The sequence below is a fragment of the Aeromonas sp. s12 genome, from assembly GCF_040907925.1.
Taxonomy (GTDB): Bacteria; Pseudomonadota; Gammaproteobacteria; order Enterobacterales; family Aeromonadaceae; genus Aeromonas; species Aeromonas veronii.
The window spans coordinates 143,421-168,275 of record NZ_JBFOCT010000037.1 but is presented as its reverse complement, the minus strand read 5'-3'; the positions used below and the strand labels follow the sequence as shown (position 1 = coordinate 168,275).

Genomic DNA, 24,855 nt, shown 5'->3' with positions numbered 1-24,855 from the left:
TTGATGTTGTCGCCCGGCATTACCATCTCTACGCCTTCCGGCAGTTCGATGGTACCGGTCACGTCGGTAGTACGGAAGTAGAACTGCGGACGGTAGCCTTTGAAGAACGGGGTATGACGACCGCCTTCTTCTTTGGACAGTACGTACACTTCAGATTCGAACTTGGTGTGCGGCTTGATAGAACCCGGCTTGGCCAGTACCTGACCACGCTCTACGTCTTCACGCTTAACACCACGCAGCAGCGCGCCGATGTTCTCGCCTGCACGACCTTCGTCCAGCAGCTTACGGAACATTTCAACACCGGTACAGGTGGTAGAAACGGTATCTTTGATACCAACGATTTCTACGGTCTCACCTACTTTAACGATACCGCGCTCTACACGACCGGTAACTACGGTACCACGGCCAGCGATAGAGAATACGTCTTCGATAGGCATCAGGAACGGCTGGTCAATCGCGCGCTCCGGCTCCGGGATGTAGGTATCCAGGTGGCCAGCCAGCTCGATGATCTTCTCTTCCCACTGAGCGTCGCCTTCCAGCGCTTTCAGTGCGGAACCACGAACTACCGGCAGGTCATCACCCGGGAAGTCGTACTCGGTCAGCAGTTCACGAACTTCCATCTCAACCAGTTCGAGCAGCTCTTCGTCATCAACCATGTCACACTTGTTCATGAACACGATCATGTACGGGATACCAACCTGACGACCCAGCAGGATGTGCTCACGAGTCTGCGGCATCGGGCCGTCAGTCGCTGCTACTACCAGGATCGCGCCGTCCATCTGGGCAGCACCGGTGATCATGTTTTTAACGTAGTCGGCGTGACCCGGGCAATCTACGTGGGCGTAGTGACGGGTAGCGGTGTCGTATTCTACGTGGGAGGTATTGATGGTGATACCACGCTCACGCTCTTCCGGTGCCTTGTCGATCTGGTCGAAGGCGAAAGCTTTACCACCGAAGTGCTTGGCCAGCACGTTGGTGATAGCTGCAGTCAGGGTGGTTTTACCGTGGTCAACGTGGCCGATGGTACCCACGTTAACGTGCGGTTTATTACGCTCAAATTTTTCTTTAGACATGATCGTCCCTCTAAACTAACGCTGAGTACGCGGTGGCAAGCTAACCACAGAACAGTTTATATGATGGATTTGAATCTGGTGGGAAAGAGAGAGGTACTGATGGCTGGTTCGCTTGCCGAACTCACCCTAGGGTGCGGCTCTGCTAACGCCTGAGCCATATCAGCATCTTGGAGCGGGCAGCGGGAATCGAACCCGCATCATCAGCTTGGAAGGCTGAGGTAATAGCCATTATACGATGCCCGCATTTCTCTAACCCAAAGAACTCAAACCGCAGAGAAATATGGTGGAGGGAGAAGGATTCGAACCTTCGAAGGCAGAGCCGTCAGATTTACAGTCTGATCCCTTTGGCCGCTCGGGAACCCCTCCAGACGCCAGATTGTCACAACGGTAATTCTGCTTGCACCCGTTGTGTTTATCGCTTTTGCACGGCAAATAGACGACAGACAGTCAAGCGTCGCGCATTTTATTGTAAGGTTTTGGGGGATGCAACCATTGAACCCGGCAAAATATGCTTTATTGCTGGGAAGTTTGCAAAAAAGCGGGGGCAAACAAGCCAATCCTGCTGCGTCCCTTGTCGCTCCCCCACCCTTGGTGTATGGTCGCCGTGCCCAAGAAACAGTGATGACACCATGACGACAGAGCATAACCCCTATCTGCAATTCACCCGCGAACAATGGGCGTTATTGCGCGATTCGGTCCCCCTGACCCTGACCGAACACGATCTGCAGACCCTGCGCGGGATCAACGAGAAGGTGTCATTGCGGGAAGTGGAAGAGATATATCTGCCTCTCTCCCGCCTGCTCAATCTCTATGTCAAAGCCAAACAGCGTCGCAGCCGGGTGCTGGAGCAGTTCCTCGGCCAGTCCCGCGGCAAGGGCACCTATATCATCAGCATTGCCGGCAGCGTGGCGGGGGGCAAAAGTACCACGGCCCGTATTCTGCAGGCCCTGCTGGAGCGCTGGCCGGAACACCCGCGGGTGGAGCTGGTCACCACCGACGGCTTCCTCTATCCCAACAAGGTACTGGAAGAGCGCGGCCTGATGCGCCGCAAGGGGTTCCCGGAATCCTACGATATCCGCCATCTGGTGGAATTTGTCGCCAATATCCGCGCCGGTCACGAGAAGGTCGAAGCGCCGGTTTACTCCCACCTTATCTACGACATCATTCCCGATGAGAAGAAGGTGGTGGAGCAGCCGGACATTCTGATCCTGGAAGGGCTCAATGTGCTGCAAAGCGGCATGGACTACCCTCAGGAGCCCCATCGGGTCTTTGTGTCGGACTTCGTCGACTTCTCCATCTATGTAGATGCCGATGCCGAACTGCTGCGTACCTGGTATATCGAACGCTTCCTGAAATTCCGCAGCGGCGCCTTCTCGGATCCCGACTCCTACTTCCATAACTACGCCAAGCTGGCGGAGAGTGAGGCGACCCAGATCGCCAGCAACATCTGGCAAGATATCAACTATCTGAATTTGCAGGAAAATATCCTGCCAACGCGTGAGCGTGCCAACCTGATCATGACCAAGGGCCATGAGCACGCCATCGAGCAGATCAAGCTGCGCAAATGATGACTGCCGTTGCCGGATAACGAAGAGGGGCCCGCGGGCCCCTCTTCTGTTTGGCATCATGAGCGGCCTTGCTGACCCTCAGTCGCCCCGGCGCAGGGAGAGCTCGCCCCCCAGATAGAATTTGATCCCTTCGCCTGTCTCCAGTCGCAGGGCGCCGCGATCGTCGATACCACGAGCGATGCCGCGGATCTCCTGATCCCCCATCAGCAGGCGCACCGGGCGACCGGCAAAGTGATCGAGCCGGTTCCACTCATCGACAAAGCTTACCAGCCCCTGCTGCTCAAAGGTGTGCAGCGCCCGCTGCAGATGGACGATCATCCGGGCTGCCAACTGATTGCGATCGACCAGTTCCGGATTAATGTGACGCAGCTCGGCCCAGGCCTGATCGATCTTCTCACCTTCGCGGGCAGGCATCGCCAGATTGAGACCGATGCCGATCACCAGATGACAACTGGCCCCGGCGCTACCGCTCATCTCCACCAGTATTCCCGCCAGCTTGCGGCCCTGATAGTAGAGGTCGTTCGGCCACTTGAGCTCGACCCCCTGATAACCAAGGGACTCCAGCGCTTCAACCACTGCCACGCCGACCGCCAGACTCAGCCCCATGGCCGCCGCCATGCCTTGCTCGAGTCGCCAGTACATGCTGAGGATCAGCTGGCAACCAAACGGCGAAATCCAGGGTTTGCCACGACGACCGCGCCCGGCTGTCTGACACTCGGCCAGACAGCTCTCGCCGGAGCGCAGCTCATTGACCCGATCCAGCAGGTGTTGGTTGGTCGAGCCAATGACCGGAAAACAGTGCACCGGCGCCATCGGGGCCAGTGCCTGCAAGGTAGCCTGATCATAGAGCGCCATCGGCACCGCCAGCCGGTAACCCTTGCCGGTCAGGCTAAAGAGATCCAGCCCCAGTTCCTTGAGCGCCGCCATGTGTTTGCTCACCGCCGCCCGGCTGATGCCGAGCTGCTCACCCAGCTGTTCGCCGGAGTGAAACTGGCCGTCGCTAAGCAGGGTGATCAGAGTCTGCCTGATAGGAGTCAACGTCATGAGAGCACCTCGTCGAGCCATGTTTCACCGTGCGCGCCCATAAAGCGCACCTCATGCTCCAGCACCACGCCAAACGTCTGCTCCACGCTGTCGCGGACATGGGCCGCCAGCGCGATCAGCTCCATGGCACTGGCGCCCCCCAGATTGACCAGCACCAGTGCCTGCTCCTGATGAACAGCGGCACGGCCAATGGCGAAACCTTTCAAACCGCACTGATCGATGAGCCAGCCTGCCGCCAGCTTGGCCTGTCCTTCTCCGGCCGGATAGCAGGGCATCTGCGGATAGCGCGCCTTGAGATTCTCCGCCAGCGCGGCAGGCACCACCGGATTCTTGAAGAAGCTGCCCGCATTGCCGAGCACCGCAGGATCCGGCAGCTTGGCCATGCGGGTGGCACAGACGGTATCGAAGATAGCCTGCGCCGGAGGCTCATCACCGAGCGCCGCCAGCGGGCCATAGCCGAGCACCGGCCGCCACGCCTTGGGCAGTTTGAGCCCGACGGCGGTGATCAGGTGGGAATCCTGATACTCGTGTTTGAAGATGCTGTCGCGATAACCGAAGCGGCACTCTGCCGCCACGATCTGTTCAATCTCGCCACTCTGCCAGTTGAACGCCTCGACATAGGCGCAGAAGTCGGCCAGCTCAACGCCATACGCACCGATGTTCTGCACCGGCGCTGCACCGACCGTACCGGGAATGAGCGCCAGATTCTCCAGCCCGAACCAGCCCTGTTGCAAGGTATGGCGCACCAGCTGATGCCAATCTTCACCGGCCGCCACATGGAGCAACCAGTGATCGCCACCATCTTCAGCGGTAATCCCCTTGAGCCGGTTGAGCACCACCAGACCGAGAAAATCGGTGGTGAAGAGCATGTTGCTGCCGCCGCCCAGATTGAGGCGCGGCAGCTGGTTGAGCTGTGGATCGGCACGCAGGGTTGCCAGATCGGCAACCTGCTCCACCTCGGCCAGCCAGAGGCAGTACGCATCGAGGGCAAGGGTGTTGAGCTTCAACAAGGAGGCGTTGGCATTCAGTTTCATCGGTCTATCCCGGCTTGGTGCAAGGGCGCAGTCTACCTCAAGTTGCCCCATGACGAAAAACCCGAGCCCTTTTCGGGGGAATAGCAGTGGTTTAGAGTAGGCGACTTCAACTGCTGAGGAACAACTCATGAACAACCAGTTTGCCGTCATCGGCCTGGGCCTGTTTGGCAGCGCCCTGTGCGAAGAGCTGCAACGGCAAGATGCCGAAGTACTGGCCATCGATATCGACGAGAGCAAGACCCGGCAAATCGCCGCCCTCTGCAATCACGTTATCGTGGCGGATGCTACCGACGAGGCCACCGTAGCCGAGCTGGGACTGGCCAATTTCGATATCGTCTTCGTTGCCATCGGTGACAACCTGGAGACCAGCATCCTCACCACCCTCGTCTTGAAAGAGGCAGGCGTGAAGAAGGTGTGGGTCAAGGCGCGCGACAAGTTCCACGCCAAGATCCTGCAGAAAGTGGGCGCCGACAAGGTGATCAACCCAGAGTGGGACATGGGACGCCGGGTCGCCCAGAGCATGCTGGACAACCGGCTGTTCGACTATCTGGAGCTGGGCCACGACATGGTGCTGACCGAGTTCGTGATTGGCCTGCAACAGAACGGCCGGGAACTAGGCGACTTCCACCTGCTGCAACAGAGCGATTTCCAGCTGCTCGCCATCAAGCGTGGTGATGTGCTGCACAACGTACTGACCGGCAAGATGGAGTTGCAACTGGGCGACATCCTGATCCTGGCGGGCAACAAGCACGCCATCGACCACTGGCTCGAAACCCTATGATCAACTGGCGCAGCAGCTACGCCTTCGCCCTCCATCGGGAGCAGGACTCTCGCTGGAGCGAAGCCCGGCTGATCCTCGGCAGCTTTCTGATCATTCTGCTGATTGGCACCATCTTTCTGGTGCAACCCTCCAGCCACAATGGCGAGGTCACCTTCGTCAACGCCCTGTTTACCGCTACCTCGGCCATCAGCGTGACAGGTCTTGGCGTGGTGGATACCGGCACCGCCTTCACCCTGCAGGGGCAGATTTTCCTGCTGATGCTGATGGAGATCGGCGGTCTGGGCCAGATGACCATGACCCTGCTGCTGATCGCCATCTTCAGCAAGCGGGTCGGTCTGCGCCAACAGGTGCTGGCCAAGGAGGCGCTGGGACAGGAGGGCTCGGTCAACATCATCCAGCTGGTCAAACGGATCGTGCTGTTCGCCTTTATCGCCCAACTGATCGGTACCGGCATCATGGCGATCCGCTGGGTGCCCGAGATGGGGTGGGTGCACGGCCTCTATGTCAGCTTCTTCCACGCGGTATCAGCCTTCAACAACGCCGGGTTTTCGCTCTTTGCCAACAACCTCATCGACTATAGGGACGACCCCATCATCAGCCTGACCATCGCCGGTCTGCTGATCCTGGGGGGGATCGGCTTTACCGTCATCGTCGATCTGGTGCGCAACCGCCGCTGGCGCAAGCTGAAGCTGCACAGCAAGCTGATGTTGCTGATGACCCCGGCGCTGCTGCTGGCCGGTACCTTTATGTTCTGGCTGCTGGAACACAACAACCCGGGCACCCTCGGCAAGGCCGGTATCGGTGGCCAGCTGCTGGCTGCCTTCTTCCAGTCTGCCAGCGCCCGTACCGCCGGTTTCAATACCATAGATATCGGGCTGATGACCCCGGCGGCGCTGCTGTTCCTGATGATGCTGATGTTTATCGGTGCCGGTGCCACCTCCACCGGTGGTGGTATCAAAGTCACCACCTTCGCCGTGGTGCTACTGGCGACCAAGGCGTTTCTGACCAAACGACCCCATGTCACCGCTTTTGGTCGCACCCTGTCGCCCCAGATCGTGACCCGCTCGCTGGCCATCATCATCGTCAGCACCATGGTGCTGATGCTGGCGATGTTCCTGCTGATGGTGACCGAGGATCTGCCGTTCGACAAAATCATGTTCGAGACCATCTCGGCGTTTGCCACCGTCGGCCTCTCCACCGGCATCACCGCCTCCCTGAGCGAGCCGGGCAAGCTGATCCTGGTGCTGGTGATGATCTGCGGCCGTCTCGGCCCGCTGACCCTGGCCTTTATGCTGGCCCGCCCGGTCGAGACCCGCATCCGTTATCCGGAAGAGAACGTCTATACCGGCTGACCGGTTATGAAAACGGGGCAGCCACTGGCTGCCCCGTTTTTTATTCAGCTTGTTGCTGCGCCTTGAGCCAGCGCCCCGGGCTCATCCCCAGCTCCCGCTCGAATGCCCGACCAAAGGCAACACTGCTGCTATACCCCGCCCCCAGCGCCACCTGCGCCATAGGCTCCCCCACCAGCAGTTGCTGGCAGGCGCGCGCCATGCGCCAGTGGGTCAGATAACCAAGCGGCGCTTGACCGACCCGCTCCTGAAACCTCGCGGCAAAGCGGGCCCGCGACATGCCGGCCTCCCGCGCCAGCGTGGCCACCGTCCAGGGTTCATCCTCACGCTGATGCATCACCGAGATCGCCTTGGCCAACTGGGGATCGGAAATACCTGCCAGCATCCCCTGCTGACACACCCCTTGCTCGACCAGATGACGCAGCAGCAGGATCAACAGTACCTCCAGCAAGCGGGAGATCAGCGGATCCTGCCCGTAGCGGGGGTGAAACGCCTCGTCAAACAACTGGTTCAGCACCGGCGTCAGGGCAGGCAACTCCCTTAGCGGCAGCAGCAGCGAGCCCGGTAATGCCAGTTGCAACGGCGATGCGCCCCCCTTGCCGAATGCGACATTGGCGCACACCAAATCACAACCCCCCAGCGTTCTGGGTTCAAGCTTGTGAGGACGTCCCCGAGGGAACAGGATCAGGGTCGGCTCCTCGAGCAGCAAGCTTGCTCCCCCCTCTTCACGCAACATGACGGCGCCACTGCGCAGCAGATGAAGATGTCCGCCACTCGGATAATCATCACTGGAGGAGTTCTGGCACAGGTTGCCGGCGAAGAAGATCTTGGCTTCAGGGGAGGCATGAACCAACAGGGCAGAGAGCGGATCCATATTTGAGACGAATAGTATTTATTTGCAGACGATGAGTGATAAAACGTATCACGAATGACGGCACACTGTCTCCCGTACCTTCACTACCACAGGAGAAGATCATGAGCCGTATCCAACCCGTATCCCAACCGCAACCCGCAGCCGCCCAGACCCTGGCCACCCTGCAACGCAATCTGGGTATGGTGCCCAACCTCTACGCCACCCTGGCCCACTCGCCAGCCCTGCTCAATGGCTTCCTGGCCTTTGCCGAGGCGCTTGGCAAGGGGCGTCTCACTGCCCCACAACGGGAGTTGCTGGCACTGGCCATAGGTCAAGCCAACGCCTGCCAATACTGTTTGTCTGCCCACACACTACTGGCGGGCAAGGCCGGATTCTCGGCCCAGGAGATCCGGGCTGCCCGGCTCGGCCAAGCCTCGGCTCCCCTTGATCACGCCCTGCTGCAACTGGCAACGGCGCTGGTCAGTCAGCGCGGAGTGATCAGTGACGAGCAGCTTGCTAGAGCCCGGGCCGCAGGCGTAGATGACGAGCTGCTGCTGGAGGTGCTCGGCCAGGTGGTCGTCAATACCCTGACCAACTATGGCAACCACCTGGCAGCGACCGAGATCGACTTCCCGCCCGTCACTCTGACCCCTTAAACAAGGAGCCCCCCCATGCAACAACATGACAAAGGCTTTCTGGTCGCCCTGGCGGGCGTGGTAATGACCCTGCTCTGGATCGGCGTCTTCAAGTTTACCCCGACCGAGGCAGCCGCCATCAAACCACTGGTAGCCAGCCACCCCTTGATGAGCTGGCTCTATGGCCCCCTGTCGGAACAGAGCGTATCGAACCTGATCGGGGTGGTCGAGATAGTGATCGCCATCGGACTGGTCGTGGGTCTGTGGCAACCTCGCATCGGTTACTGGTGCAGCATGGGGGCTATCGTCACCTTCCTGGCGACGCTGAGCTTCCTGCTGACTCTGACAGGTGTCTGGAAAGTGGTTGATGGCGTGCCAGTCACCGAGTTCTTCCTGTTCAAGGATCTGGTGTTTCTCGGTGTGGTTCTGCACTACCAGCACAGGATCCGTGCCAGCTTGTCCACTCAGGCAGCCTGACAACAATGCCTTTGGCGCCCGGGATGGGCGCCTTTTTTCGTTATGCCGCCCTGGTCTGGCGCTTGCTGGCCGTCTTGCGCGGTCGGGGCCCGCCAGTCGTGCTGGCCGCCGGACTCTTGCGCCTGGTAAAACGCCGCTTGCCGGCACCCGGCGCCTCCTTGGGCAGGGCGCTGAAGCTGGCGCCGGAATCCTGTCGCGCCCCTTCAATCAGACCGTTGAGCTGCTCGGTGAGCGGCCCCATAAACTGCTGGTAGCTGCCGTGGCGCTCGGCGATCTGGCCAAGGCTCTGCTCCCACAGCGCAGTCATATCCGGCGTGGTAGCGGTGGCTGGCAACGCCTGAACCAGCGCCCGCCCGGTCGGGGTCGCCTTGATGCTCTTGCCCTGACGCACCAGAAAGCGGCGCTTGAACAGCAGGTCGATAATGCCTGCCCGGGTCGCTTCGGTGCCGAGGCCGTCTGTGTCGCGCAGGGTCTTGCGGATCTCGGGATCCTGCACATAGCGGGCGATGCCGGTCATGGCCGCCAGCAGAGTCGCATCGGTGAACGACTTGGGCGGCTGGGTCATCTTCTCCTGCAGTTCGCCCCGCTCGCACAGCAGTTGCTCTCCCTCTTTCAGGGCAGGCAGCGTGCCCGCTTTCTCTTCGTCGTCATCTTCTTCTACCCCGAGCAGTGCCTTCCAGCCCGCTTTGAGAATGCGCCGCGCCTTTGCCTGAAACAGACCACCGGCGATGCGCAGCAGCACCTTGCTGTCGTTGTATTCGAACGGGGGATAGAACTGCAGCAGATACTGGCGGGCAATCAGGCCATAGAGCTTCGCCTCGTCGGCCCCCAGCGTGGCGGGGTTGCCCTGCTTCTCGGTGGGGATGATGGCGTGGTGGGCATCCACCTTGCTGTCGTTCCACGCCTTGCTGCGGATCTTGCCGTCTGCCTCGCTCACCGCCTTGGCCAGCGCGGGCGCAGTAGCGGCGATGGCGCCGCGCACCTGCTCGGCCCGCTTGAAATGGTCGGTCGGCAGATAGCGGCTATCGGAGCGCGGATAGGTGATGAGCTTGTGGCGCTCGTAGAGGCTTTGGCAGATGTCGAGCACTCGCTTGGCATCCATGCCGAAGCGCTTGGCGGCATCGATCTGCAGGCTGGAGAGGTTGTAGGGCAGCGGCGCCGCCTGCTTGCGGGCCTGCTCCTCCACCGATTCGACCTGAGCGGACTGGCCGTTGATCCGGCTCACCACTTTGTCGGCCAGCGCCCGATTGAGAACCCGCCCCTCCTCATCCTGCCACGGCAGGCAGGCTTCCGATGGCAGCCACTTGGCGGTGAAGCGCTCGTTGCTATCGGTCAGCAGATGGGCCAGCACCTCGTAGAAGGGTTTGGGCACGAAGGCCTCGATCTCGAGATCCCGCCGCACAACCAGCCCCAGCAGCGGGGTCTGCACCCGACCGACCGAGAGCAGCTCGCTGCAACCCGCCTTGCGCCCGAGCAGGGTGTAGGCGCGGGTCATGTTGATACCGTAGAGCCAGTCGGCCCGACTGCGGGCCAGTGCGGAAACCGCCAGCGGCACGAACTCCTTGTTATCCCTCAGCTTCTCGAGGGCGCGGCGCACCGCAGGCGGGTTGAGATCGCTGATGAGGCAGCGCTGCACCGGCTTGGATTTCGGGTAGCCGAGAAAGTCGATCACCTCATCCACCAGCAACTGCCCTTCCCTGTCCGGGTCACCGGCGTTGACCACGCAGTCGGCCTGCTTGATCAGCCGCTTGATGACGGTGAGCTGGGTTTTGGTCTTGGGCTTGGCCACCAGCTGCCACTGGGCGGGGATGATGGGGAGATGCTCCATCCGCCACTGCTTGAAGGCGGCGTCATAGGCATCGGGCTCGGCCTGCTCCAGCAGATGGCCGATGCACCAGGTGACCACATCCCCCTGGGCTGTTTCGATAAAACCGTCGCCCTTCTTGTGGGGCTTGGGCAGGGCATCGGCAATGGCGCGGCCCAGCGTGGGCTTCTCGGCGATAAAGAGTCGCATCGGTGGCTACCTGCAATACTGTATATGCAGACAGTATACAACTGCCACCGCGAAAGCCCAACTGCCCCTATTCGTCAAACGGGTGCTCGTGGATGGCGGCAAACAGCCGCGCCTGATTGAGCAGCGGCGCATAGTGGAAGGCATTTTCGCCATCTTCCGCCAGCAGGTAGTCGGTCAGCTGTTCGCGCACCGCCTCTTGCAGGGTCTCCAGCTTCCACGGCTTGGCAAGGTAGTAGTGCAACCCGCCGCGATTGACCGCCTCGACAGTGGCCTCAAGCCCCGCTTGTCCGGTCAGCAGCAATTTGCGGCTGGCCCGGGTGGAGGCTCGCCGGTTCAGCTCCACCAGAAAATCGACCCCCAGGGTTCCCGGCATGATGTGGTCACAGAGGATCAGCGCCAGCTTGTTGCCGTCGCGCTCCCACTCCTCCACCACCGCACGCGCCTCATCAACGCTCTCGGCGGCTTCCAGCTCGAAGTGGGAACGGAACGGGGCGAGATCGTGGATCACCGCATCCAGCACCTCCCGCTCATCGTCCACACACAGGATCAGATAGTGTTTGTTCATTGCTCCTCCTTGGCGACATGGTTTGGCACGCCGCGCGATTGATGCTGGCGACGGCTCAGGCCGCATGCTCTTTGTTGTGATGAGGTTCGCCCCCGTAACCGGCCTGCCCCATGCCATCCAGCGGCAGACAGACCCGCATCCGGGTGTAACGGCCCGGCGCCGAGTCCACCTCAATCCGGCCGTGGTGCTGCTGAACTATCTGCAGCGAGACGCTCAGACCGATACCGAGGCCGAAATGGCCCTCCCGCTTGGTGGTGAAGTTGAGATCGAAGATCCGCTGCCACAGCTCGGGCTCGATGCCGCAACCGCTATCCTCGATCTCCACCATGACCCACTCGGGATCCAGCAACCCGGTGCGGATGGTGAGTCGCCCCGAGCCGCTCATGGCATCCAGACTGTTGGCGATCAGGTTGGTCCACACCTGTTGCAGGGCGATGGGGTGACAACGCACCAGCGGCAACGGCTGGTACTCCTTGCAGAGCTCATGATGCTTGAGGCGGTTTTCGAAAATCATCAAGGTATCTTCCAGCCCCTCGTGCAGGTCTACCAGCGAGGGCTCGGCCCGATCCTGCCGGGCATACTGCTTGAGGCTCTTGACCAGATCGCCGATGCGACGGGCACACACTTCGATATTGCGCAGGAAGCTGCCGGTCTGCTGGAACAGCTCCAGCCGGGAGAGCAGCGCCTCCCGCTCGTCGGCAGTGCGGCTGGCAAACCAGCGTTGCCAGTTCAGCTCGTCATCCAGATTCATCTGTACCGCCAGCCGCGCCTGCTGGCGATCACCAAAGCGCCCCTCCGCCAGCCGGGTCTTGTCACGGATCTCGCTGGTCGAGACCGGCTGTGAGGAGAGCGCCTGACAGAGGGTCTGGTTGCCCAGCCCCTTGATGGTTGCTGGCAGCTCGAGATTGACCAGATCTGGGATGGCGGCCCGTAAGGTCTCGCTGCCACGGATAATGGCCGCCACCGGGTTGTTCAGCTCGTGGGCGACACCGGCCACCAGTTGACCCAGCATCGCCATCTTTTCGCTCTCCACCAGCTGGGCGTGAGCGGCATCGAGTGAGTTGAGGGTCTGTTGCAGCCGCATCTCGGTGCGGATGCTGTTTTGCAGACGGCGGTTGAAGTGGCGCAGCAGCAGGTTGGTAAAGGAGGGGAGCAGTTCGCTGCGCGCCTGCATCACCCGGGAGAATTGCAGCTTGTCGAGCTTGATCACCTCGGCACCGGTCAGGGTCACGCCGGTGGTGAAGGCGGGTTCGCCGGTGACGAAGGACATGCCCCCCACCAGCGAGCCGGTACGGTAGTGCACCACCTCCTGATCGATCCCCTGCTCGTCCCGCTTGCGCAGCACCACCTCCCCCTTGGCGATAAACCAGAGGAAGCTGTTGGGCTCCCCCTCGCGGGTCAGCACATGGCCCGGGCTGTAGTGGCGGCAGACCCGCTCCTCGTCATTGCCCTCGAAAAACTGGTAGAGGCCGTCGATCACCACCCGCGACAGCTCTTCATCGCTGCAGTGGGTGTAATCCATAAAGCCCTGCCGATAGGCGGCCAACTGGCGATCGACATGGGCTCGCAGCAGCTTCTGGTTGTCGAGCACGGCGGCATAGCTCAGCAGGTCCGCCTCGGGGCGCTGCAATACAAAGTGGCTCGCCTGCTCGATCACCGCCCGGCGCAGGCTGCCATCGCGCCAGGGGCGTTGCAGGTAGTAGTCGAGACGACCGAGGTTGACCGCCTCGATGATCGATTTCATCTCCGGCTGGCTGCCGAGCAGGATCTTGCGGCACGCCTCGTGACGGCTGCCGAGGCGGATCAGAAAATCGGCCCCTCGCCCATCCCCCAGCTCGCTGTCACACACCACCACGGCGGGTGGCTGCCCCTTGCGATCCAGCTCGTCCAAGGCCAGCTCAGCCGATCCCTGACCGACCACCACCACCAACGCGAAATGGCCGAGCAGCGGAGCCAACTCCTGTTCGAATTCGGCCAGCAGTTGCACGTTGGCGGCGACACACAGCAGTGAGAAAGGGCTCATCAGCGACACTCCGTTGAGGCTCACTGCTCACTATATCAGCGAATCTTGTGGGGTTTTGCGAGGGGGCTAACAGCTGTCGCGGAAAGTGAACAAATAGATAAAATAGAAAACAACTGAATTTAATTCGACAAATGTATCAATAGCGAAACAAAAGACAAAATGTGACAACAATCAAAAATATAAACCATGATGAAGGTCAACGCCTTATCCCTATCATTACTACTACTATTGGACTAGTACTATGTAGGTAATTATTGACCGTAGGAAAACGCCGCCATGATTGGAAAACTGATAAGAAAAACCTGGTTCTGGCTCCTGCTGCTCGGGGCCCTGCTGGGTGTCGCGGCACTGGGTGTCACCGTGACCGTGCTGCACAAGACCAGCTCCACCGAATTCTGCGTCTCCTGCCACTCCATGCAGACTCCGCTCGCCGAGTATCAGGGCAGTGTCCACTTCCAGAACACCAAGGGGATCCGCGCCGAGTGCGCCGACTGCCACATCCCGGGCGACCCCACCTCCTACCTGTGGACCAAGATCCGCGCCGTGAAGGATATCTATCACGAGGCGATCGGCACGCTGGATACCCCGGAAAAGTATGAAGCCCACAAGCTGCGGATGGCTCAATCCGTCTGGGACGAGCTGAAAGCCAACGACTCCGCCACCTGCCGCAGCTGCCACAGCTACGAGGCGATGGACATTCTGGCCCAGCGCCCCAATGCCCGTGCCGAGCACCCGGTCGCCATCAAGGAAGGCCAGACCTGTATCGACTGCCACCGCGGTGTCGCCCACATCATGCCTGACATGAGCGGCCTGGCTGCCGCCGGTGCCAGCGAGCTGGCACAGGCTGCGGCCCAGACCCCAGCTAACGTCACCACCCGTTACGCCATCGCCACCACCCCGCTGTTCCTCGATGCCGCCGCCAAGACCGACGAAGGCACCCTGATGCCCTCCACCAAGGTGGAAGTGCTGGCCAACGAAAACGGCCGCGCCAAGGTGCAGATCGAAGGCTGGCAACAGGATGGTGTGAGCGAAGTATTCTACGCTGCACCGGGCAAACGGATCCTCAGCGTACTGGTCGGCGATGCCGCCAAGAAAGCGCTGGTCACCGGCCAGAGCGAAACCGACAGCGCCACCAACCTCACCTGGCATCAGGTCAAGCTGACCGCCTGGGTCGACCAGAGCCAGCTCATCGGCGATCAGGGCAAGCTGTGGCAATACGCCTCCACCCTGATGTCCAACAACTGTACCGGCTGCCACGGCCTCACCGCGCTGGATCACTTCAATGCCAACCAGTGGATCGGCGTTATCAAGGGGATGGAATCTCGTACCTCCCTGACCCCGGAACAGGCTCGCATGTTGACCCAGTATGTCCAGAAACACGCCAGTGACATGAGCGCGGCCCACTAAGGCTGGCACAGAGGAAAACCGTTATGACTTTTTTCAATGACAAGAAGACCAATCTGTCCCGCCGCAACCTGCTCAAGGGGCTCGGCGCCTGCGCAGCCCTGCCCCTGCTCGGCGGCATTTTTCCCAAGAGTGCGCTGGCACAAGCCATCAGCACCGCATTGAGTCAGTTCCCGACCCTGGTGCCCGCCCAGAAGGGCATTCTGACCGGCGCCCACTGGGGGGCTTTCGAGGCGATCGTCGAAGATGGCCGCATGGTGCGCGTCCAGCCGGTGGCCGATGATCCGGCGCCGAACGATCTCATCGACATGGCGCCGTTCCAGGTGCACGCCAAGAACCGCATCAAATACCCCATGGTACGCAAGAGCTGGCTGGAGCATGGCCCGGGGGCCAAGCCGGAGCTGCGCGGCGCCGACGAGTGGGTGCGAGTGAGCTGGGACAAGGCGATCGAACTGGTGGCCGGTGAGATCCAGCGCGTACAGAGTGACTTCGGCCCGCAGGCGATCCACGCCGGTTCCTACGGCTGGAAGAGCGTCGGCATGTTCCACAATAGCCGCACCCTGCTGCACCGCTTGATGAACCTCTCCGGTGGCTTCACCGGTTATGCCGGTGACTACTCCACCGGTGCGGCTCAGGTGATCATGTCCCATGTGATGGGCTCCATCGAGGTGTACGAGCAGCAGACCGCCTGGCCCAACGTGGTCGAGAACGCCGAACTGGTGGTGCTGTGGGGGGTCAACGCTCAGGTCACCCTGAAGAACAGCTGGAACATACCGGACCACGAAGGTCAGGCCGGTTTCATGGCGCTGAAAGAGAAGGGCACCCGCGTCATCAGCATCGATCCCATCTACAACGAGACCGCCAAGCTGGTCGGCGCCGAGTGGATTGCGCCGAACGCCTACACCGACGTGGCCATGATGCTGGGTGTGGCCCACACCCTCTACAGCGAGAAGAAGCACGATCAGGCTTTCCTCGATCGCTACACCGTCGGCTTCGACAAGTTCCTGAACTACCTGCTCGGCAAGGATGACGGCCAACCGAAGAGCGCCGAGTGGGCGAGCACCGTCTGCGGCGTCGATGCCAAGGTGATCCGCCAGCTGGCTCTCGACATGGCCGCCAAGCGCACCATGATCATGGCCGGTTGGGGGATGCAGCGTCAGCAGCATGGTGAACAGCCAAACTGGATGCTGGTCACTCTGGCCTCCATGCTGGGCCAGATCGGCCTGCCGGGCGGCGGCTACGGCTTCAGCTACCACTACTCCTCCGGTGGCAGCCCCACCGCCAAGGGTGGCATTCTGGCGGGTATCTCCGCCGGCAACGCACCGAAGAACAGCCCGGCTCCGATCCCGGTGGCCCGCATCGCCGACTGTCTCGCCAATCCGGGCAAGACCATCGACTTCAACGGCCGCAAGGTGACCTATCCGGACATCAAGCTGGTCTACGTGGCGGGCGGCAACCCCTTCCACCACCATCAGGACACCAACAACCTGCTGCAAGCGTGGCGCAAGCCGCAGACCGTGATCGTTCACGAGCCTTACTGGACCGCTACCGCCAAGCACGCCGATATCGTGCTGCCGGTCACCACCAGCTACGAGCGCAACGATCTGGAGATGGGCGGCGACTACTCCCAGCGCTATGTGTTCCCGATGCACCAGTGCGTCCCGCCCCAGCACGAGTCCCGCAATGACTTCGACATATTCAGCGCCATCGCCGCCAAGCTGGGCGTGCAGGAGCAGTACACCGAAGGGAAGGACGAGATGCTGTGGCTCAAGCAGATGTACGACGGCATGGCGGCGCAGGCCCGCGGCGCCCGCGTCGCGCTGCCGCCGTTCAACATGTTCTGGGAGTCCAACAACTACATCCGCTTCCCGATCCCCGAGGCCAACCGCCAGTGGATCCGTCACGCCGATTTTCGCGAGAATCCGCTGCTCAACCCGCTCGGCACCCCGTCCGGCAAGATCGAGATCTTCTCCAACACGGTGGCGGGGATGGGTTACGCCGACTGTGCCGGCCATCCCAAGTGGTATGAGCCCAAGGAGTGGGTGAAGAGCGAGGTGGCAGGGCGCTATCCGCTGTCGCTCAACACCTCCCACCCGACCCAGCGGCTGCACTCCCAGCTCGACAACACCCCGCTGCGGGACAAGTTCGCCATCGCCGACCGCGAGGCGATCATGATCCATCCGCTGGATGCCAAGGCTCGTGGCATCGCCCAGGGGGATCTGGTGCGCGCCTTCAACGAGCGCGGCCAGATCCTGGTGGGCGCCCTGCTCTCCGAGGATGTGCGCCAAGGGGTGGTGCGGATCTGCGAAGGGGCCTGGTACGACCCAGCCAAGCCGGGTGAAGTGGGTAGCATCTGCAAGAACGGCAACGTCAACTGCCTCACCTTCGACGAAGGCTCGTCCAGTCTGGCTCAGGGCAACTGCGGCCACATGGCCCAGCTGCAGATCGAGAAGTACACAGGCTCGGTGCTGGCCAACACCGCCCACGCGATACCGGCCAACGGCTAAGGCGATTGCCACCCAATAAAAACGGCGCCATCAAGGCGCCGTTTCTTTATCTGTCTGCCAAAGCGCAGGCATGGTCGGGACGGGTTTAGAACTCCCCCTCCTCCATATACTCCTGCGCGCACTCAACCAGCTGCGGCCACAGCTCTTCCGGCACCCAGGCGTCCGGGTCATCTTCATCCCCGTCGTACTGGCTCCAGAAATAGCGGCGCAGGCCGGAGGCAAACTCGTCGCTGATCTCGGCCAGCTCCGAGAGCGGCCCCAACCAGGCGATGCGGCGCAGGCCGGAGGCGAGATCGTTGATGGCATCCATCAGGGTGCGATCGTCGAAGCTCTGCTCCACCAGCAGGGTGAAGCGCTCGCGCGCCTGCTCGGTCTGCTCTTCATCCAGCTCGCCCACATCGGCCAGCAGGTCGACAAAATCTTCCAGAAGGAACGCGATCAGGCCATCCCTGTCTTCAAACCACTGGATCTGGGCGCCCTTGACCCCCAGCACAGAGGCATCAAACGAATCGTCAAGGTGACACAGTGCCCACGGATCGTCGGTCATGCTTCTCTTCCTCAGGCTAAAACAAATGCCATATGTTATGCCTAGCTCTCGACTCTTGCCACCTTGGGCAACGAGAGGGAGGCGGCCAGACCGCCCAGTTCGGCGCGGCCCATGATGAAACTGCCCCGATAGGCTTCCGCCAGATCGGAGACGATATTGAGGCCCAGGCCCGAGCCCGGTACCTTCTCGTCGAGCCGCACCCCGCGCAGCACCGCCTTGGCGATCTGATCCTCGCTCATGCCGGGGCCGTCATCCTCGATACGCAGGGTGATCCAGCCCCCCAGCTCGGCGCTGGAGATACGCAGCTCGCTGGCGGACCACTTGAAGGCGTTCTCCAGCAAATTGCCCACCATCTCGTCGAAATCCTGCTCCTCCACCCCGACCGCCAGATTGGCGGGCACCTGCAGGTCCACCGTCTTGCCCGGATAGAGGCGGGAGAAGGCGCGGCAGATATACTCCACCCGCGCCCGCACCGGGGTCGAGACCCCGAGAATCTTGGCGGCGCCGGTCACCCGTGCCTTGCCGAGGTGGTAATCGATATGACGCTGGATCTGGTCGAGCTGCTCGCCGATGGCAGCCTGATCCTCCGGTGGCAACTGAGCCACCTGATTGCGCATGATGCTGAGCGGCGTCTTGAGGGCGTGGGCCAGATTGCCGGTGTGGGATCGCGCCCGCTGCAGCAGCTCGCCGTAGTGGTGCAGCAGCCGGTTGATATCCTCCACCAGCGGCTGGATCTCCAGCGGATAGCGCAACCGGAACCCCTCCTGATGACCCTCGTGAACCCGCCCCAATTCGCGGCGCAGCAGGTGCAGCGGCCGCAAACCGTAGACGATCTGGAACATGAAGCCGAGCACCAGACCGGCGGCAGCAAAGCCGAGACCGAGAAACAGGCTGATGCGGGTCTTGTTGAGGGTCTGGGTCAGGGCGCTGCTGTCCTTGGCCATCACCAGAGTGAAGACCCGATCAGAACCTGGAAGCAGCACGGTACGGGTCATGATCAGCAGCGGCTCCTTGTTGGGCCCCTTGCCGACAAAGAGGTCGGGATCGCCAAACGCCGACTTGAGGCCATCGCTCTTCAGGTTGGTATCCCACAGGGAGCGGGAGCGCCCCACCACATCGCGGCCCAGCTCCAGCTGCCAGTAGTAGCCGGAGTAGGGTTGATTGAAGCGGGGATCGGAGAGGGAGCCGGTGACCACCGGCAGGCCGGTTTTGGCCACTTCCAGCCGAGAGAGCAGATCATAAAGCTGCAGGCGCAGGCCGTCGGCCTCCGCCTCCTGCCAGTAGTTGCGCATCATGGTCTGCAGGCTGAAACCGGTGGCGAACAGAAACAGCCCGCACCACACCAGCGCGATGGCGACCAGTCGCCCCCGCAGGGTTCTGACCAGCCTCATTCGTTGATCCGGTACCCGAGGCCGCGCACTGTCTCAATCAGATCGGGGTTGGTTTTCTTGCGGATCCGGCCGATGAACACCTCCACGGTGTTGGAGTCACGGTCAAAATCCTGAGCATAGATGTGGTCGATCAGCTCGCTGCGCGATACCACCTTGCCCCTGTGCTGCATCAGGTAACCCAGCACCCGGAACTCGTGGGCGGTCAGTTTGATGGGAGTCCCTTCGTACCACACCTGCGACGCAGCCATGTCGAGCCGCACCCCACCAATCTCCAGAATGGAGCTGGCGTTGCCTGCCGCCCGGCGCACCAGCGCATGGACTCGCGCCACCAGCTCGGCCACCTGGAACGGCTTGGTAAGGTAGTCATCGGCACCGGCGTTGAGCCCTTCGATCTTCTCGTGCAGCTGACCACGGGCGGTCAGCACCAGCACAGGGGTATCGATCCCCTTGCTGCGCCACTCTTTCAGCACGCTCAGGCCATCGCGCCCCGGCAGGCCGAGGTCGAGAATGATGGCGTCATAGGGTTCGGTCTCACCGAGGAAGCCGGCCTCGTTGCCATCGTGGCAGAGGTCGGTGACAAAGCCGGAGAGGCGCAGCTGTTCGGCCAGCTGGCCAGCCAGAATTTTTTCGTCTTCAACAATCAGAATTCGCATGAACAGGCTTCCACACAGGGGTTATTCATCATCCTCGACCGGGGGCTTTGGCGGTTCGAACAGCCGCTCCAGATGGTGGCCCTTGGCCCACACCAGCTCAAGGTTGTCAGCCCGATAGGCCACCTTGATTACGCTGTTTTCCCGATCGATGACTCGCAGTTCATAGAGCCAGATACCATCCTCTTCCCCCAGATCCACCCGCAACACCCGCACCGGCAATCTGGCCGCCACCTCCATCATTTCATGGAAGGGCCGAACCCGTCCCTCATGGACAGCTTGCTGCAGCTGGGCTTCATCAGGCGTGACCGCCTGTGCCAGCAACGGCAGCAATAACCCAAGCAGAGGGAGCGCTCTATTCATGGATGATTCATCTCCAAAAACCTAACATAATGGCGTTTATAGTCTGCCAGCCATGAATCCGGAATGAATATGATCCCGCGCAGTTTCCTGCTGATCCTTTGCCTGTTGAGTGCCACATGCTGGGCGGCACAGAGCCGTCTCGACATGGCCGGGCTGGTCAAACTCCTGCTGGCGCAAGGGTATCACGACATTCGGGAAGTGGAGCTGGAAGGGGACAAATTCGAGGTCAAAACCCTCAATCGCCAGGATCAGAAGGTGCATCTTATCGTCGATGCCTACACTGGCGAGATCAAACAACAAGAGGCCGATTAGGCCTCTTTTGCATTCCAGCGCCCCCGCATGGGGCGCAGCAGTTTCTCCCGTCTCGGCCAGAGCAGGGCGCAGGCCAGCAGCAGGTAGATGAGGGGCTCCCCCCAACCACTCTTGAGCGACCACCAGTAGTGCACCGGCACCAGCAGGGCGATGGCATAGACCCAGTTGTGCAGCTTCTGCCATGCGGCGCCCATGCTGCGCTGCAATACGGGCAGCGAGGTGATGCTGAGGGCGGCCAGCAGCAACAGGGCCACCATCCCCACCACGATATAACTGCGCTTGACCAGCTCGCCGCCAATCAGACCCCAGTCAAACTGCAGATCCAGCCCCAGCCACGCCATAAAGTGGAGCAGCGCCCAGGCAAAACACCAGAGCCCGAGGGGGCGGCGCAGCTTGATAAGCTGCCCCTGCCGCCAGCGCTTGGCCAGCGGCGAGACCAGCAGGGTGAGCAGCAGCAGGTTGAGCGCCCCCTTGCCGAGGTAGTGGATAAGCTCGGGCACAGGATCGCCCCCCAGCAGACCTGCCGGAATGGCAAAACCCAGCCAAAGCAGGAAGCCGAGGGAGCCCAGATGCACCAGCGCCCGCAAGCCGCTGATATGGGCCGGTTTCAATCTCAGTACCATTGGCGCAGATCCATCCCCTGATAGAGCGAGGCGACTTCGTCACCATAGCCGTTGAACATCAGGGTCGGCTGACGCTTGGCGCCAAACACTCCGCCTTCGCCGATGAAACGCTCGCTGGCCTGACTCCAGCGCGGGTGATCCACCTGCGGGTTGACGTTGGCGTAGAAGCCATATTCGTTGGGAGCCAGCAGGTTCCAGGTGGTTGGCGGCATCTCCTCCACCAGCCGGATCGAGACGATGCTCTTGATGCTCTTGAAGCCGTACTTCCACGGCACTACCAGCCGGATCGGCGCGCCATTCTGGGCGGGCAGGGTCTTGCCGTAGAGCCCCATCGCAAGGAAAGAGAGAGGGTGCATCGCCTCGTCGATACGCAGCCCTTCGACGTAGGGATACTCGATGCCGCCCCCCAGACTGGAGGCCTGCCCCGGCAGCTGCTTCGGGTCAAACAGGGTTTCGAAGGCGACAAACTTGGCGCGACTGGTGGGCTCGGCACGGCGGATGATCTCTGCCAGCGAGATGCCGTTCCAGGGCAGTACCATGGACCAGGCTTCGACGCAGCGCAGCCGGTAGATCCGCTCCTCCAGCTCGCTTTTGTTGATGAGATCCCACACATCGAGGGTAAAAGGCTTGGCCACCTCCCCCTCCACCTTGAGGGTCCAGGGTTCGGGCTTGAGGTAATGGCCGTTGCGAGCCGGGTCGGACTTGTCGGTGCCCAGCTCATAGAAGTTGTTGTAACTGGTGGCCTTCTCTTCCGGTGTCAGTACCAGATTGGCCGGGCGCTCGGCAGGCTTGCTGTTGAGCGGTTTGGTGGCTAACTGGGGAGCATCCTCTTTACCGCGCAGCAGATCGAGTACACCGGCCTGAGTGGGAAACGCCAGGGTGGCCGCGCCCAGACCCAGCCCCTTGAGAATAAGGCGGCGGTCCTGATAGACGGCTTCCGGGGTGACATCCTGTTCGGTGAGGGGGTGGGCGGTACGACGCTTGATCAACATGAAAAACTCCCGGGGCTGAGTGAGGCAGTATGGATAAGACCCGCCCCGGCAGATTTTTATTTCACACAAATTTACATCATGTGGTGCAGGGGCAGTGCCTTGGCCATGGTGCCGACCAGAAACAGGACTACGAACACCAGCAGGGGAACGATCACATTTGGCGCCATCAGACTCACTCCATGAGCAGGACAGGGCCTCTAACTATGGCCGACTGTCAGGCCGGTCACCAATGAATTTTTTTCGCGAGCGCAAGCGTATTCCTGAGTTGAAAAGGGTGATGAAGATCACACACAATTCGGCCCCCGCTTGCCGCCCCGATTGCCGGGGGTAGGCTGCCCATTTTGCGAAGCCAACTGAAGAGTCGCCCCCATGAGCCCACTGATCGCCATCGCCATCACCACTGGAATTCTCTCCGCCGTCTGGGGCTGGATTGCCGTCGCATTTGGCCTTATCTCCTGGGTCGGCTTTCTCGGCTGCACCAGCTATTTCGCGTCAAGCGGCGGCTACAAGGCGCTGCTGCAAACCATCTTCTGCAACACCAGCGGCATGCTGTGGGCACTGCTGCTGATCCATGGCGACAGTCTGTGGGGAGCGGGTGTGGCGGGTTATGTGATGACGGGGGTGGTCGCCACCCTGATGTGCGTACAGGCCAAGCAGCAGTGGCTCGGCTACATTCCCGGCACCTTTGCCGGTTGCTGTGCCACCTTCGGGGCGGCTGGCGAGTGGCGGCTGATCCTGCCCTCCCTCATCATTGGCGCCTTGTTCGGTTACCTGATGAAGGCGAGCGGCCTCTGGCTCTCCCATAAAACCCAGAAAGCCGATGCCGCTCCGGCGGTAGTTGATCCCGCCTGATTTATCCCTTCGATTTGAAGTTTGCAGCTTCGATACCGTGCCGATTCAATAACTTGTAAAAATCGGTACGGTTTCTGCCCGCCATGTTGGCCGCCAGGGTCACGTTGCCCTCGGTGGTGCGCAGCAAACGGATCAGATACTCCTTCTCGAATTCGGCCCGCGCCTCGTTGAACGAGGGGATGCCGCCGCCGCCGCCACTCAGGGCGGACTCCACCATGGAGACCCCGATCACCGGGCTGCAACAGAGGCTGGCGAGCTGCTCCACCACGTTACAGAGCTGGCGCACGTTGCCAGGCCAGGCAGCGGCCGCCAGCATCGCCAGCGATTCGGGCGAAAAACCCATGGCGGCGCAATCGCTGTGGCGGCTGCGGTAATCGTCGAGCGCCTGACGGGCCAGCAGGGGGATATCCTCACTGCGGGCACTGAGAGACGGCAAGGTGATATTGGCGACGTTGAGACGGTAGAAGAGATCTTCCCGAAAGCGCCCCTCCTCCATCGCCTTGACCAGATCCTGATGGCTGGAGCTGAGCACCCTCACCTCCGGCGTGCCCTGACCATACTCCTCCATCACCTGCAGCAGCTTGGCCTGCAGGGATTCGGAGAGGCTGCCAATCTCGTCGAGAAACAGGGTCGCCCCCTTGGCCTGCTCGAACAGACCGGACTGGCCATCTTCACCAAACAGCTGCAAGTCGAGTGACGCCCACGGAATGGCGGCACAGTTGATGGTATGGAGCGGCTTGTCGCGCCGCTGGCTGGCCTGGTGCAGCGCCTGCGCCATCGCCCCCTTGCCGGAGCCTGACGGCCCCATGATCAGTACCGGTACCTCCATGGTCGCAATGCTGTGAGCCTGGATCAGCAGCTGCTCCAGCTGAGGATTGCGGGTCAGGATCAGCGACTGCCACTCCTGCTGCTGTTTCGGCCGCGTCAGACTCAACGCATGTTCGATGGTGGCGAACAGCTCATCCTTGTTGATGGGTTTGGTCAGGAAGCTGAATACGCCGGAGCGGGTCGCCTGAATGGCGTCCGGGATGGTGCCGTGGGCGGTCATGATGATCACCGGCAAACCCAGCCACTGGGCCTGGATCCGCTCGAACAGCGCCAGACCGTCCATGCCGGCCATCCGCAGATCGCTCAGCACCAGATCGGCCCGTTGCTGACGCAACCGGTCGAGGGCTCCTTCCGCGCTGTCGGCGGTATCCACTTCATAACCCTGACTACGCAGCCGCATGCTCATCAGTTTGAGCAGGCTGACGTCGTCATCCACCAACAGGATCCGGCTCATGGTATTACCTCACGATTCTCGTTCAGCTTGCGCTGGTTGAGCTGGTCGTCGATAGCGGTCAGCTGCTCGATCTGGCGGCGCAGCCGCTGGATCTCCTGACTCTGGTCATCGCGACGGCTGTCGCGAGCCAGCAGCTGCTCGCCAAGGGCGATCCAGCTACGTAAAAAGGCCTGCGCATCGAGACCCAGTTCGGGCAACATCTGCTTCAGGCGCGCCAGACCGGCGGTGCGATTGGCCACCGACTCGGCGGGGTGGGAGTCAACCATGGCCAGACTGACCCGGCTCTCCAGATCGTCGGCCCCTTTCAGACGCTGACGCTCCTGCACCCGTTGCTGGGGGTGACTGGCCAGCAGCCAGTCGGAGTATTGCAGACGCACCTGCATCTCCTTGTTGGCAAACTCCATCCGCTTGGCAAAAGCGATATCGGAGGACTCCCGCTGTGCCTGTTGCGGCAGCAAGGAGCAACCCGCGAGCAGCCCTGCCATCAGAGCTGGAAATACGCGTTGTATCTTCATA

The 24,855-nt window shown here is 61.3% G+C and carries 24 protein-coding genes and 2 tRNA genes; 9 read left to right on the top strand and 17 right to left on the bottom strand.

Annotation, left to right across the window (positions count from 1 at the left end; all coding sequences use genetic code 11):
* The 3 genes from tuf to AB5Y67_RS19900 all read right to left on the bottom strand — a co-directional run.
* Positions 1–1,073 (bottom strand): elongation factor Tu (gene tuf, locus AB5Y67_RS19910; RefSeq protein WP_021229319.1); only part of this gene is annotated, 1,073 nt, incomplete at its 3' end.
* Between the two features lie 168 nt (positions 1,074–1,241).
* Positions 1,242–1,316, bottom strand: a tRNA-Gly gene (locus tag AB5Y67_RS19905).
* 38 nt (positions 1,317–1,354) lie between these two features.
* Positions 1,355–1,439, bottom strand: a tRNA-Tyr gene (locus AB5Y67_RS19900).
* A 263-nt stretch (positions 1,440–1,702) separates the two neighbouring features.
* Here AB5Y67_RS19900 and coaA point away from each other — a divergent pair.
* A complete protein-coding gene (gene coaA, locus AB5Y67_RS19895) occupies positions 1,703–2,641 on the top strand; it encodes a type I pantothenate kinase (protein ID WP_005339877.1) in 939 nt (312 codons plus the stop codon).
* A 78-nt stretch (positions 2,642–2,719) separates the two neighbouring features.
* Here the strand turns inward: coaA and birA are convergent, their stop codons facing one another.
* A complete protein-coding gene (gene birA / locus AB5Y67_RS19890; protein ID WP_064338928.1) occupies positions 2,720–3,685 on the bottom strand; it encodes a bifunctional biotin--[acetyl-CoA-carboxylase] ligase/biotin operon repressor BirA in 966 nt (321 codons plus the stop codon).
* Positions 3,682–4,719: a UDP-N-acetylmuramate dehydrogenase gene (gene murB, locus AB5Y67_RS19885; RefSeq protein ID WP_368208064.1), complete on the bottom strand. Its 1,038-nt coding sequence runs from the start codon at positions 4,717–4,719 to the stop codon at positions 3,682–3,684. Before murB ends, birA begins: the two co-directional genes overlap by 4 nt.
* Positions 4,720–4,846: 127 nt before the next feature.
* On the opposite strand from murB, the gene AB5Y67_RS19880 reads away from it, so the two are divergent.
* Positions 4,847–5,500 (top strand): TrkA family potassium uptake protein, encoded by a 654-nt coding sequence (locus AB5Y67_RS19880; RefSeq protein WP_005339863.1) that lies wholly within the window; start codon positions 4,847–4,849, stop codon positions 5,498–5,500.
* Positions 5,497–6,852 (top strand): TrkH family potassium uptake protein, encoded by a 1,356-nt coding sequence (locus AB5Y67_RS19875; protein ID WP_150390141.1) that lies wholly within the window; start codon positions 5,497–5,499, stop codon positions 6,850–6,852. Before AB5Y67_RS19880 ends, AB5Y67_RS19875 begins: the two co-directional genes overlap by 4 nt.
* 40 nt (positions 6,853–6,892) lie before the next feature.
* Here the strand turns inward: AB5Y67_RS19875 and AB5Y67_RS19870 are convergent, their stop codons facing one another.
* On the bottom strand, positions 6,893–7,723 hold the full coding sequence (locus tag AB5Y67_RS19870; protein WP_150390140.1) for an AraC family transcriptional regulator: 831 nt from the start codon (positions 7,721–7,723) through the stop codon (positions 6,893–6,895).
* Between the two features lie 101 nt (positions 7,724–7,824).
* On the opposite strand from AB5Y67_RS19870, the gene AB5Y67_RS19865 reads away from it, so the two are divergent.
* Positions 7,825–8,358: a carboxymuconolactone decarboxylase family protein gene (locus tag AB5Y67_RS19865; RefSeq protein WP_150390139.1), complete on the top strand. Its 534-nt coding sequence runs from the start codon at positions 7,825–7,827 to the stop codon at positions 8,356–8,358.
* Positions 8,359–8,373: 15 nt separating this feature from the next.
* Positions 8,374–8,814, top strand: a complete 441-nt coding sequence (locus tag AB5Y67_RS19860) for a DUF417 family protein (RefSeq protein ID WP_139461831.1) — start codon at positions 8,374–8,376, stop codon at positions 8,812–8,814.
* Between the two features lie 40 nt (positions 8,815–8,854).
* Here the strand turns inward: AB5Y67_RS19860 and AB5Y67_RS19855 are convergent, their stop codons facing one another.
* The 3 genes from AB5Y67_RS19855 to AB5Y67_RS19845 all read right to left on the bottom strand — a co-directional run bounded on the left by AB5Y67_RS19855 (position 8,855) and on the right by AB5Y67_RS19845 (position 13,416).
* Positions 8,855–10,828, bottom strand: coding sequence for a DNA topoisomerase III (locus AB5Y67_RS19855; protein ID WP_199427706.1), 1,974 nt, complete (start codon positions 10,826–10,828; stop codon positions 8,855–8,857).
* Between the two features lie 67 nt (positions 10,829–10,895).
* On the bottom strand, positions 10,896–11,393 hold the full coding sequence (locus tag AB5Y67_RS19850) for a response regulator (protein WP_199427705.1): 498 nt from the start codon (positions 11,391–11,393) through the stop codon (positions 10,896–10,898).
* Between the two features lie 55 nt (positions 11,394–11,448).
* The gene (locus tag AB5Y67_RS19845) at positions 11,449–13,416 is read right to left on the bottom strand and encodes an ATP-binding protein (RefSeq protein WP_199427704.1); all 1,968 of its coding nucleotides are present in this window, start codon (positions 13,414–13,416) and stop codon (positions 11,449–11,451) included.
* Between the two features lie 276 nt (positions 13,417–13,692).
* Here AB5Y67_RS19845 and AB5Y67_RS19840 point away from each other — a divergent pair, with 276 nt between their 5' ends.
* Positions 13,693–14,823, top strand: coding sequence for a NapC/NirT family cytochrome c (locus tag AB5Y67_RS19840; protein WP_005339847.1), 1,131 nt, complete (start codon positions 13,693–13,695; stop codon positions 14,821–14,823).
* A 23-nt stretch (positions 14,824–14,846) separates the two neighbouring features.
* Positions 14,847–17,327 (top strand): trimethylamine-N-oxide reductase TorA, encoded by a 2,481-nt coding sequence (gene torA, locus AB5Y67_RS19835; RefSeq protein ID WP_199427703.1) that lies wholly within the window; start codon positions 14,847–14,849, stop codon positions 17,325–17,327.
* An 85-nt stretch (positions 17,328–17,412) separates the two neighbouring features.
* Here torA and AB5Y67_RS19830 read toward each other — a convergent pair whose 3' ends face one another.
* From AB5Y67_RS19830 to AB5Y67_RS19815, 4 genes are read right to left on the bottom strand one after another with little or no spacing between them, the layout of a single operon-like run.
* Positions 17,413–17,874, bottom strand: coding sequence for a hypothetical protein (locus tag AB5Y67_RS19830; protein ID WP_005339830.1), 462 nt, complete (start codon positions 17,872–17,874; stop codon positions 17,413–17,415).
* Between the two features lie 41 nt (positions 17,875–17,915).
* The gene (locus AB5Y67_RS19825) at positions 17,916–19,265 is read right to left on the bottom strand and encodes a sensor histidine kinase (protein WP_005339828.1); all 1,350 of its coding nucleotides are present in this window, start codon (positions 19,263–19,265) and stop codon (positions 17,916–17,918) included.
* Positions 19,262–19,918, bottom strand: coding sequence for a response regulator transcription factor (locus tag AB5Y67_RS19820; protein WP_005339826.1), 657 nt, complete (start codon positions 19,916–19,918; stop codon positions 19,262–19,264). The genes AB5Y67_RS19825 and AB5Y67_RS19820 overlap by 4 nt, the downstream gene beginning before the upstream one ends.
* Positions 19,919–19,939: 21 nt before the next feature.
* Positions 19,940–20,278 (bottom strand): PepSY domain-containing protein, encoded by a 339-nt coding sequence (locus AB5Y67_RS19815; protein ID WP_005341875.1) that lies wholly within the window; start codon positions 20,276–20,278, stop codon positions 19,940–19,942.
* A gap of 63 nt (positions 20,279–20,341) precedes the next feature.
* Here AB5Y67_RS19815 and AB5Y67_RS19810 point away from each other — a divergent pair, with 63 nt between their 5' ends.
* On the top strand, positions 20,342–20,590 hold the full coding sequence (locus tag AB5Y67_RS19810) for a PepSY domain-containing protein (protein WP_199427702.1): 249 nt from the start codon (positions 20,342–20,344) through the stop codon (positions 20,588–20,590).
* On the opposite strand, the gene msrQ is transcribed toward AB5Y67_RS19810, so the two are convergent.
* Together msrQ and msrP are read right to left on the bottom strand one after the other, a co-directional pair.
* Positions 20,587–21,213 carry a protein-methionine-sulfoxide reductase heme-binding subunit MsrQ gene (gene msrQ, locus AB5Y67_RS19805; protein WP_199427701.1) on the bottom strand — a complete coding sequence of 209 codons (627 nt, stop codon included), beginning with the start codon at positions 21,211–21,213 and terminating at the stop codon, positions 20,587–20,589. The genes AB5Y67_RS19810 and msrQ overlap by 4 nt on opposite strands.
* Positions 21,204–22,205: a protein-methionine-sulfoxide reductase catalytic subunit MsrP gene (gene msrP, locus AB5Y67_RS19800; protein WP_005356348.1), complete on the bottom strand. Its 1,002-nt coding sequence runs from the start codon at positions 22,203–22,205 to the stop codon at positions 21,204–21,206. The genes msrQ and msrP overlap by 10 nt, the downstream gene beginning before the upstream one ends.
* A 369-nt stretch (positions 22,206–22,574) precedes the next feature.
* Here msrP and AB5Y67_RS19795 point away from each other — a divergent pair, with 369 nt between their 5' ends.
* Positions 22,575–23,057: a DUF1097 domain-containing protein gene (locus AB5Y67_RS19795; RefSeq protein WP_005339809.1), complete on the top strand. Its 483-nt coding sequence runs from the start codon at positions 22,575–22,577 to the stop codon at positions 23,055–23,057.
* A 1-nt stretch (position 23,058) separates the two neighbouring features.
* Here the strand turns inward: AB5Y67_RS19795 and AB5Y67_RS19790 are convergent, their stop codons facing one another.
* Together AB5Y67_RS19790 and AB5Y67_RS19785 are read right to left on the bottom strand one after the other, a co-directional pair.
* Positions 23,059–24,339, bottom strand: a complete 1,281-nt coding sequence (locus AB5Y67_RS19790; protein WP_005339807.1) for a sigma 54-interacting transcriptional regulator — start codon at positions 24,337–24,339, stop codon at positions 23,059–23,061.
* Complete coding sequence (locus AB5Y67_RS19785) at positions 24,336–24,854, bottom strand: hypothetical protein (RefSeq protein WP_040070048.1); 519 nt, start codon at positions 24,852–24,854, stop codon at positions 24,336–24,338. Before AB5Y67_RS19785 ends, AB5Y67_RS19790 begins: the two co-directional genes overlap by 4 nt.
* Position 24,855: the final 1 nt, after the last annotated feature.